Origin of the sequence: Zoogloea sp. (genome assembly GCF_028689785.1) — a bacterium.
Classification (GTDB): Bacteria; Pseudomonadota; Gammaproteobacteria; order Burkholderiales; family Rhodocyclaceae; genus Zoogloea.
In genome coordinates this window covers 1-9,127 of sequence record NZ_JAQVCN010000102.1, presented here as the reverse complement: position 1 = coordinate 9,127, position 9,127 = coordinate 1, and the positions used below count along the sequence as shown (strand labels likewise).

The 9,127-nt window shown below is 59.7% G+C and carries 8 protein-coding genes and 1 pseudogene; 2 read left to right on the top strand and 7 right to left on the bottom strand.

Annotated features, from left to right (window positions below):
• Positions 1 to 199 precede the first annotated feature (199 nt).
• Both fliE and PHI64_RS22850 read left to right on the top strand, forming a co-directional pair.
• Entirely contained in the window at positions 200 to 508 is a 309-nt protein-coding gene (fliE, locus tag PHI64_RS22855; RefSeq protein WP_066695136.1) for a flagellar hook-basal body complex protein FliE, read from the top strand.
• A gap of 176 nt (positions 509 to 684) precedes the next feature.
• Entirely contained in the window at positions 685 to 1,023 is a 339-nt protein-coding gene (locus tag PHI64_RS22850; protein WP_299888492.1) for a HipA domain-containing protein, read from the top strand.
• Between the two features lie 169 nt (positions 1,024 to 1,192).
• Here PHI64_RS22850 and PHI64_RS22845 read toward each other — a convergent pair whose 3' ends face one another.
• From PHI64_RS22845 to PHI64_RS22815, 7 genes and pseudogenes are all read right to left on the bottom strand, one after another.
• Complete coding sequence (locus PHI64_RS22845) at positions 1,193 to 1,483, bottom strand: hypothetical protein (RefSeq protein ID WP_207576194.1); 291 nt, start codon at positions 1,481 to 1,483, stop codon at positions 1,193 to 1,195.
• Between the two features lie 195 nt (positions 1,484 to 1,678).
• Positions 1,679 to 1,979 (bottom strand): annotated as a pseudogene (locus tag PHI64_RS22840) (IS3 family transposase); the annotation flags it as partial.
• Between the two features lie 6 nt (positions 1,980 to 1,985).
• Positions 1,986 to 5,117: an efflux RND transporter permease subunit gene (locus tag PHI64_RS22835; RefSeq protein WP_299888487.1), complete on the bottom strand. Its 3,132-nt coding sequence runs from the start codon at positions 5,115 to 5,117 to the stop codon at positions 1,986 to 1,988.
• Positions 5,118 to 5,132: 15 nt separating this feature from the next.
• Positions 5,133 to 6,737, bottom strand: a complete 1,605-nt coding sequence (locus PHI64_RS22830) for an efflux RND transporter periplasmic adaptor subunit (protein ID WP_198847121.1) — start codon at positions 6,735 to 6,737, stop codon at positions 5,133 to 5,135.
• The gene (locus PHI64_RS22825; RefSeq protein ID WP_299888486.1) at positions 6,734 to 7,999 is read right to left on the bottom strand and encodes a TolC family protein; all 1,266 of its coding nucleotides are present in this window, start codon (positions 7,997 to 7,999) and stop codon (positions 6,734 to 6,736) included. The genes PHI64_RS22830 and PHI64_RS22825 overlap by 4 nt, the downstream gene beginning before the upstream one ends.
• A 5-nt stretch (positions 8,000 to 8,004) precedes the next feature.
• Positions 8,005 to 8,253 (bottom strand): DUF2789 domain-containing protein, encoded by a 249-nt coding sequence (locus tag PHI64_RS22820; protein WP_066697057.1) that lies wholly within the window; start codon positions 8,251 to 8,253, stop codon positions 8,005 to 8,007.
• 468 nt (positions 8,254 to 8,721) lie between these two features.
• Positions 8,722 to 9,069, bottom strand: coding sequence for a DUF4148 domain-containing protein (locus PHI64_RS22815; RefSeq protein ID WP_299888485.1), 348 nt, complete (start codon positions 9,067 to 9,069; stop codon positions 8,722 to 8,724).
• Positions 9,070 to 9,127 lie beyond the last annotated feature (58 nt).

Genomic DNA, 9,127 nt, shown 5'->3' with positions numbered 1-9,127 from the left:
GCTGAGGATCGACCTGCGTGGTGATGTCAGCGAGATTAAGTTTTTGTAATCCATAGCCATACATTTGGAGGGCCGATGCCCCAGTCTGAAGGCTTACAGACCAGCGGGCGGGAATTACTATTTCTCGTACCGACTCCTGACCGCGATCTTCCGAAAAAGGGCTGTTCATCACCCTCTTCGGCTGGACAACGGACATAACATGAACATAACCACACACCCGCTCGAAGCACTACGGCCCGTCACCCAGGTGGACAAATTGGTGTCCAAAACACCCAGTGTTCAGGACGACGGCTTTTTGGACGCGATGAAGCAGGCGCTTTCGACCACGAGCAAACTACAAGCGGATTCTGGCCGCCTGAGTCGAGAGTTCACTCTTGAGAATCCCACGGTGGGCCTTGAAGAAACGATACTCGCTGGTGTCAAGTCGAACATCGCATTCCAGGCCACGCTCCACAGTCGAAACCGAATAGTTCAGGCCTATACCGATGTGATGAACATGCAGGTTTGAAATTTCACCATGCACGTTGGGCGGGTTGATGTCACCTCGCTAATCAGCAACACATGTGCCGATTGGCGAATTCATGCCGTGACCATCCCCGGGCCTGTCCAAATTTCTGTGTGTAAGGCTGATTGAATCTTCATTGATCTCGTGAAGCTGGTTGGATATTTTACGAGCTCGATTTCGTGAACACCGTGCCCAAGGCCGGCGCCGCTTGCTCATGGCTGATGCTGGTGCATGCCCTGGATGGCTGTCAGGCGCTCAATGAGAGTGCGATCTACAAATACAGCAGTGCGACGATTCCCAAACTCAACGCGCTCATCGGTCAGTGCCGCAACCGGGCGCAGGCGCGTATGGAGGTCTTCCGCCGGATCTTGTTCAACACGCTGGTGGGCCATTCGGACTGCCACCTGAAGAACATTTCTTTCCTGAGCAATGAAGAGAGGCCCCGCGTGGCACCCTACTACGACCTATGCACGGCGGTGTATCACACACGGGGCTCTACCAATGAGCACACGGTGTAGTCCAAGGAGGAGTTGGCCATGTCGGTCATGGGCGCCGATAGATTCGGGGACGTCATGCTGGCCTCGGCGCTCGCAACGGCGGTGGGGATGAGGAAAACCGGCTTGGGCCGGCTGGCATGGGCGGGCGGATGAGTTTTGCAGGGCCGACTGAATAGGCGCTTCCTCGGCGTCATTCCTTGCAGGTCTTCATCTCCGCCTCGAAGCGCTGCTTGCGCAGCTGGTTCAGGTAGGGCGTAGTCAAGGCACGCGGACCATGGTCGAGCGGCAGGATCAAGGGCTGGGGCGGGCAGTCGCCACGGCCGGTTTTGGCGGCCTCGGCGGCATCTCGCGTGCGCGTTGCCTCGGCCTCCTGGCCGGCCTTGCGGCCTTGCTCGATAGCCTGAAAGTCAGGGCCGGCCAGGACCGGCAAGGTGGCGCCCAGCATCAGCGCGCCGGCGAGGGGGTAGATCAGCTTGTTCATGATGATTCCTTTGGTATGCGAAACAGGGGGCTTGAGCTGCGTGAGGGGAACAAAGTGCCTTGACGGCGGCCTATTGATCCGGCACGGTTTATTGCAGAGTCCCGATGTCGTTCAACTTGAGCCCGTCGAGGGGCTTCGACACCTCAGCCCGAGCAAGGTTTACGAATAAAGCCTGCCGGATCAATAGTTGTGCGCCTGCATGCTCCAGCCCACCACCTGGCGGCTGAACAGGTCGATGACCGCTGCCAGGTACACCCAACCTTCGTCGGTGGCGATGTAGGTGGTGTTGCCACACCAGAGCTGGTCGGGTGTATCGGGATTGAAACGTCGCTGTACCAGGTCCGGGGCCACCGGCGGGGCTGTGGCGGCTGTCCGTGGTCACCACAAATTTGTGCTGGGTCTTGGCCCGGATGCCGTGCTGCTGCATCAAGCGGCGCACACGTTTCCTGCCCACCCGGATGCCACGGGCGAGCAGTTCCTTGTGCATGCGAGGCCAATCGCATCAAGCTCGCCTTCTTCGAAGTTCAAACTGCTTGACCAAGCCATAAATAGCGGGAATTACTGCCAGCGTCAGCACGGTCGAGGAAATCATCCCTCCAACCATCGGTGCAGCGATACGACTCATGACTTCCGAGCCTGTGCCAGTTCCCCACAGGATGGGAAGCAAGCCAGCCATGATGGCGACCACCGTCATCATCTTGGGACGCACCCGCTCAACCGCACCCTCCATGATGGCTTCATAAAGATCCGCAACGCCAGGCTCTTTGTTTTCAGCGCGGCGTTTTGCCTGAATTTCCTCCCAGGCATGGTCTAAATAGATCAACATGATCACCCCGGTCTCAGCGGCCACCCCCGCCAAGGCGATGAAGCCCACCGCGACGGCCACAGACATGTTGTAGCCCATCAACCACATGAGCCAGACCCCTCCGACCAAGGCAAACGGCACCGACAGCATGACGATCAGGGTTTCCGTCAGGCGCTTGAAGTTCAGGTACAGCAGCAGAAAGATGATGAGCAAGGTGACGGGAATGACCACCTTCATCTTTTGCACCGCACGTTCCATCGACTCAAACTGGCCACTCCAGGTCGCGTAGTAGCCCGGCGGAAACTTTACCTGTTCGTTCACGGCTTTGCGCGCGTCTGCCACATAGCTGCCGATGTCACGCTCACGGATGTCCACGAAGATGTAAGCAGACAGAAGCGCATTTTCAGTGCGGATGCCCGGCGCACCCTTTGCCACTTCGACCCGGGCCACCTGCCCCAGCGGCACCATCGCGCCGTCCATGGTGGGCACGAGCACTTCGCGGGCGATCTGCTGCGGGTCGGTGCGCAGCTCGCGCGGGTAGCGCACCGTGACGCCAAAGCGCTCGCGGCCTTCGACCGTCGTGGTCACCATTTCTCCGCCCAGTGCAGTACCAATGACTTCCAGCAAGTCTCCGACCGCCAGCCCGTAGCGCGCAAGTTGCACTCGGTCGGGCTCGATGTTGAGGTAAGAGCCCCCCGTGAGGCGCTCAGCGAAAGCCGAGGTCGTTCCCGGCACCTGCTTGACCACCGTTTCAATCTCGCGCGCCAGGCGTTCCATTTCGGTCAGGTCATTGCCGTAGACCTTGATGCCAATCGGCGTCCGAATGCCGGTGGACAGCATGTCGATGCGCGCTTTGATGGGCATGGTCCAGGCGTTGGACACGCCGGGGAACTGCAGTGCCTTGTCCAGTTCGGCGATGAGCTTGTCGGTCGTCATTCCGGGGCGCCATTCGGACTCGGGCTTGAGGTTGATGACGGTTTCGAACATCTCGGTCGGCGCCGGGTCGGTGGCGGTGTTGGCGCGCCCCGCCTTGCCAAAGACCGATACCACCTCGGGGAAGCTCTTGATGATCTTGTTCTGCGTCTGCATCAGCTCGGCTGCCTTGGTAATCGACATGCCTGGCAGCGAGGCGGGCATGTACAGCAACGAGCCTTCGTTGAGTGTGGGCATGAATTCAGAGCCGAGCTGGCTGGCGGGATAGAACGACACGCCCAGCACCAGGAGCGCAGCAGCGATGGTCAGCTTCTTCCAGCGCATCACGGTGGCGATGATGGGACGGTAGGCCCAGATCAGGAACCGGTTCACCGGGTTGCGGGATTCGGGCATGATTTTTCCCCGGATGAACAGCATCATCAGCACGGGCACCAGCGTCACGGACAGCAGCGCGGCCCCGGCCATCGCAAAGGTCTTGGTATAGGCCAGCGGCGAGAACATGCGCCCTTCCTGTGATTCCAGTGTGAATACCGGCAGAAAGGACACGGTAATGATGAGCAGCGAGAAGAACAACGCCGGCCCCACCTCCTTGCAGGCGGTGATCATCGCCTCCACGCGATCGGCCTTGCTGTGCTCGGGCGGGAGGCGTTCCAGGTGCTTGTGCGCGTTCTCGATCATGACGATGGCCGCATCCACCATGGCCCCAATGGCGATGGCGATGCCGCCAAGGCTCATCAGGTTGGAATTCATGCCCAGCAGGCGCATGGCGATGAACGCGATCAGCACACCCACGGGCAACATCAAGATAGCCACGAGGGCCGAGCGAACGTGCATCAGAAAGACCATGCAGACCAGGGCAACGATCAGGCTCTCTTCCAGCAAGGTGCGCTTGAGCGTATCGATGGCCCGGTGAATCAGGTCGGATCGGTCGTACACCGCCTCGATGCTGACGCCCGGCGGGAGGCCCGCCGAGACCTCGGCGATCTTTTCCTTGAGGTTGTGAATCACCTCCAGCGCGTTCTGGCCGTAGCGGGCCACGGCGATGCCGGAGACCACCTCGCCCTCGCCATTGAGCTCGGTCACGCCACGGCGCTCGTCCGGTACCAGTTCAACACGGGCGATGTCACGGATCAGCACCGGTGTGCCTTTTTCCGCCTTGACGACCAGGCTCTCGATGTCGGCCACCCCGCGCAGATAGCCCTTGCCACGCACCATGTACTCGGTCTCGGCCATCTCCACCACGCGCCCGCCGACGTCCCGGTTCGAGTCGCGCACCACCTGGGAGACCTTGGCCAAGGGAATGCCGTAAGCCCGCAGTTTCACCGGATCGACGGTGATCTGGTACGTCTGCACAAACCCGCCAATCGACGCCACTTCGGCCACGCCATGGGCCTTGGTCAACTGGTAGCGCAGGTACCAATCCTGCAAGCTACGCAATTCGGCCAGGGTCATATCTTTGGCCAGGAGCGCATATTGGTACACCCAGCCCACGCCGGTCGCATCCGGGCCGATCTGCGGTGTCACGCCCTTGGGCATTCGCCCCGCTGCGAAGTTGAGGTATTCGAGCACGCGTGAGCGGGCCCAGTAGATGTCAGTGCCATCCTCGAAGATGATGTAGACGAACGAGGCGCCAAAGAAGGAGAAGCCGCGTACCACCTTGGACTTGGGAACCGACAGCATGGAGGTGGTCAACGGATACGTCACCTGATCCTCGACCACCTGCGGGGCCTGGCCCGGATACTCGGTGTAGACGATGACCTGAACGTCCGACAGGTCTGGCAGCGCGTCCAGCGGCGTTTTGAGCACGGCATAGACACCGCCAACAATGACGAACAGGGTCGCCAGCAGCACCAGGAAACGGTTTCTCCCCGACCAGTCGATGATCTTCGCAAGCATATTTTTTCCCGAAAATCAGTTGTGACCGGCGTGAGGATTGGCCGTGGCTTTGCCCAGGGGTCGGGCGGCGGTGATCACCCATTCGCCTTGATCGCGTTCGACGAACTCAAAGGCAACCAGGGCACCCGGCTTGAGCTCCTTGAGCAAGCCGCTGTGGGCGACCTTGAACTCCATCGACATGGCGGGCCATTTGAGACTGGGCACCGGGCCATGTGCCAGCGTCACCGTGGAGGACTTCGTATCGATGTCCTCTACTGTGCCTTCGGCTTGGTGACCCACGCCTGTGACGGCCTTGGTGCTTGCTGATCCATCAGGAGTGGCTTGAGTCCCGTGTCCTGTATGCCCCAGGCCTCCGATGGCGGCCTTGAGATTGCTTTCCGCGTCGATGAGGAAATTGGCGGCCACTACGACCATCTCACCGTCCTGCACGCCCTCGATAATTTCGATGCGGTCCTCGCTGCGCGCGCCGACCTTGACTTCGCGGGGCTCGAAACGCCCCTCCTTGAGTTGCACCAGAACGATCTGCCGTGTTCCGCTGTCGATAACCGCCGACGTCGGTACCGTCAGCACGGTGCCCTTGGAGGCGGCGGGCAGTTCCACCTGTGCAAACATGCCCGGCTTTAGCAACCCACCTGCATTGGTCAATTCGACCCGCACGGGCACGGTGCGAGTTTCAGCCGTGAGCGTTGGATAGACGTAGGTGATGGAACCGGTGAATACCTTGTCCGGGTAGGCGTTGATGCGAACCGTGGCCTTTGCCCCTGTTTTGACCATGCCGATGTCCTGCTCGAATACATCGGCTATCACCCACACTGAAGACAGGTTAGTGACCTGGTAGAGCGCGTCGCCTGGCATGAAACGCATGCCCTGTACCGCCTTTTTCTCGGTCACGATGCCTGCCACCGGCGAGCGAAATGTGAGGGTGCGGCGCGCCGTGCCCGACTGAGTCAGCGCCTTCACCTGCTCGTCCGAAATATCCCAGTTGCGCAGGCGCGTCAGGCCCGATTCGGCGAGTTCTCGCATTCCTTTCTGTGTTTCCTCGCTGGCGCCCTTTAAGGCGTCGACCCCTTGGGCGGCAATCGCATATTCGCGTTGCGCCGACACCAGCTCTGGGCTGTAGACCTCGAACAACGGCTGGCCCTTGCCCACGGCCTGGCCGGTGGCGTTGACATGCAAGCGTTCGACGTAGCCCTCGAACTTGGGGGTGATGGCGTAGGTCAGGCGCTCGTCGGGTTCGATGCGGCCTGCCGCGCGCACCATCTTGTCCAGGTTGCGCAGGCTGACAGCCTCAACGCGCACCCCGAGCTTCTGAACCTTGTCGGTGCTGATCTTGATCTGGTTGGCGCTTCCGGCTTCCGGTTCCTGATCGCCCTCGTAGACGGGGATGTAATCCATCCCCATCGGGTCCTTCTTGGGCGTGGGGGACGTATCGGGCAAGCCCATCGGATTGCGGTAATAGAGAACCTTGCGCTCCTTCTTATCGTTTGCCGAAGCAACAGTCGATGTCGCCTGCACTGATCCATGTGCAGCGGACTGGCGTTGCCCGTACCAATAGCCGCCTCCCGCAGCCAGTGCCGTGGCGGCCAGCACGAGCGCGCCCACCTTGATAGTTGTTGTCATAGATCTTCTCCCACGATGCGCTCGATGTCCGCCAGACGCATCTGGGCTGCAACTCCTGCTTTGACTTGATTGAGTTTGGCTTGTCGTATCTGTCTCTGTGCATCCAGCAGGGTGGCGAAATCCACCTTGCCCGATTCGTAGCCTGCCAAAGCCGACCGGAACGTCAGCTCCGACTGGGGTAGCAGGCTGTCCGTGGTCAACGCCAGCGTACGGCGAGCCGCATCCAGGCCCGCCAAGTTTTCATACAGATCCGCCAGTACCTGGTTGGTGACCGCTTCGCGGCGCGAGCGGGCGGCATCCAGCATGGCCTGTGCTTCCTGCTCCTGTGCGCGCCGGGTTTCCTGCTGCAAGGGAATGGTGACCTCGACCATCAACTCCCATTCCCGGATCGACTTACCGTACTGGATGGGTGACACCCCCACCGCAAAGTCCGGATAGCGGTTCTTGTAGGTGAGTTCACGGTTCTTTTCTGCAGCCTGGATTTGTGACTCCTCGGTTCTCAGCAGCGGATTGCTGGACCGTGCACGCTGCTCCAGGACATCAAATCGCATGGTCTCAGGCGCCGGAAGTGTGCGAATGCTCTCTGGCGTAGCCAGCATCTCGCTGGCAGGGCGCCCCACGAGCGCTTTCAGCTTGGCCTGCAACTGACTTCGCTCTGCTTCGAGTGCAATCAATTCGTTGCGCATGGTGGTTTGCTCCAGCTGCGCACGAATCACGTCCTGCTGCGCGGCCAGGCCACCGGCGTAGCGCACCTGGGCGACTTTTTCCAGGCGATTAATCAGGTCCAGGATCTCCCTGGTCAGCCGCTCGTTCTGGTCCAGATAGTAGATTTGGGCGTATGTCGTCTTGATCTTGGTCGCTAGTTCACTCCAAGTGCCAGCCACTCGCCCTCGAGCCGCCTCGGCCTGCAATTGGGCCGATTCACGCTTGAGGCCCCGTTTCCCAAACCACGGCAATTCCTGTGTGAGCAGGTATCGCGTGCTGCCCACACGCCCTGGCAGCAGCGTCGGGTTGCGCTCGCCCATCCGGGTAAGGTCACGAAGTTCCATGCTGAACTTTGGATCCGGCAAGGCACCCGCGGGTACGACACGCTCGGCAGCGGCATCGGCATCAAAACGCATGCTTGCGATTTCGGGGTTTCGCTCCCAGGCCGCTTGCAGCAACCCTTCAACACTCGACCCAAGCTTGACCTCCTGCGCGTAAACCATCGAGCTCAGCGCGAGAGACACCATTACCACACCCAACGACAGGCGATTCCTCATAGGCATCATGACCTCCCCCTTGGCGCACGCAAAGCGGAATTCAACCGGTCAATTACTTCGGCCCAGTCCGCGTCTTCCAGAAGTTCTTCGCGCAACAGAGTCGCCTGAGATGGTGTCCAGAATGGCGCATCGGCCAGCAGCACATCGGCCGGCAGTGGAGCGTGGGCCTCCAAGAACTCCCCGATGCCTGCCGCGTCCATGCGCAGACCAAGCTGGGAAAACAGTTCAGAGAAGCGATGAAATGACTTTTCCATAGCGGTGGTCCCTATTGTTCAAACACAAAAATAGGACTTACGCAAAATTGTTCCAAATTGTTCCAGTAAGGCGCTCTGACGCAGACAGTGCAAGCGCACGGCAAGGAAGAGCAACGCCGCTGGGGCGATTTTGCGTAAGTCCTGAAAAATTCTGAAGACGTGGTCGGTGGAGGCTCACGAAAGCGTCAGGCTCAGCGCCAAAATGACCGCTCTGCAAGCCATCCCACCCTCTTTCACTGAAATCCAGGGTGTTGCACTTCGTATTTGAGTCCGCCCACCGTGTGCGAATGCACGTTGTGATTCTGCAAGCCCGAGACTGACGGGAAGATGTTTCAAAAATTACATTTCTGTCAGGTAATTTTTGGGGCGTGACCTATCAGGCTGCTGAAATCCCGAGGTTAGCCAGGCCGACGCGCGATCCCACAGAATGGATTCAACGTGCTCTGCTGGAGCCCCAATTGGGGGCTATCAACCCGGGGAGTAGAGACGCAGACGCTCGGAGCGTTCGGCAGGTGACTCGTTCAGCATTTCGTTGATCACTTGCTGACGAGTTTTCCCTGGGCCCACATTAGGCACAGGCATTGGGTAGTTGCTCTCGCCATAAGAAAGAAGTCCTTGCTGCATGGCAGCCTTGGCTTCCGCGATGACCTGCTCTCGCGTCTTCTCGCTCTTGAAGTGTTCCGGGTGAACGATTACGCCCTGTTCATTGTTGGCAGGATGCTCATATGCTGCCGAAGCCATCCCTGGAAGGCCCAGAGCAACTACTGCGGTTGCGGCTGCGATCATGGAAGAAAGGGAGAGGCGTTGTTGGATCATGGTTGAAGCTCCTAAGGAAGAAGGTGGACGAAACTTGCATCTCTCATGCCTTGGTCGG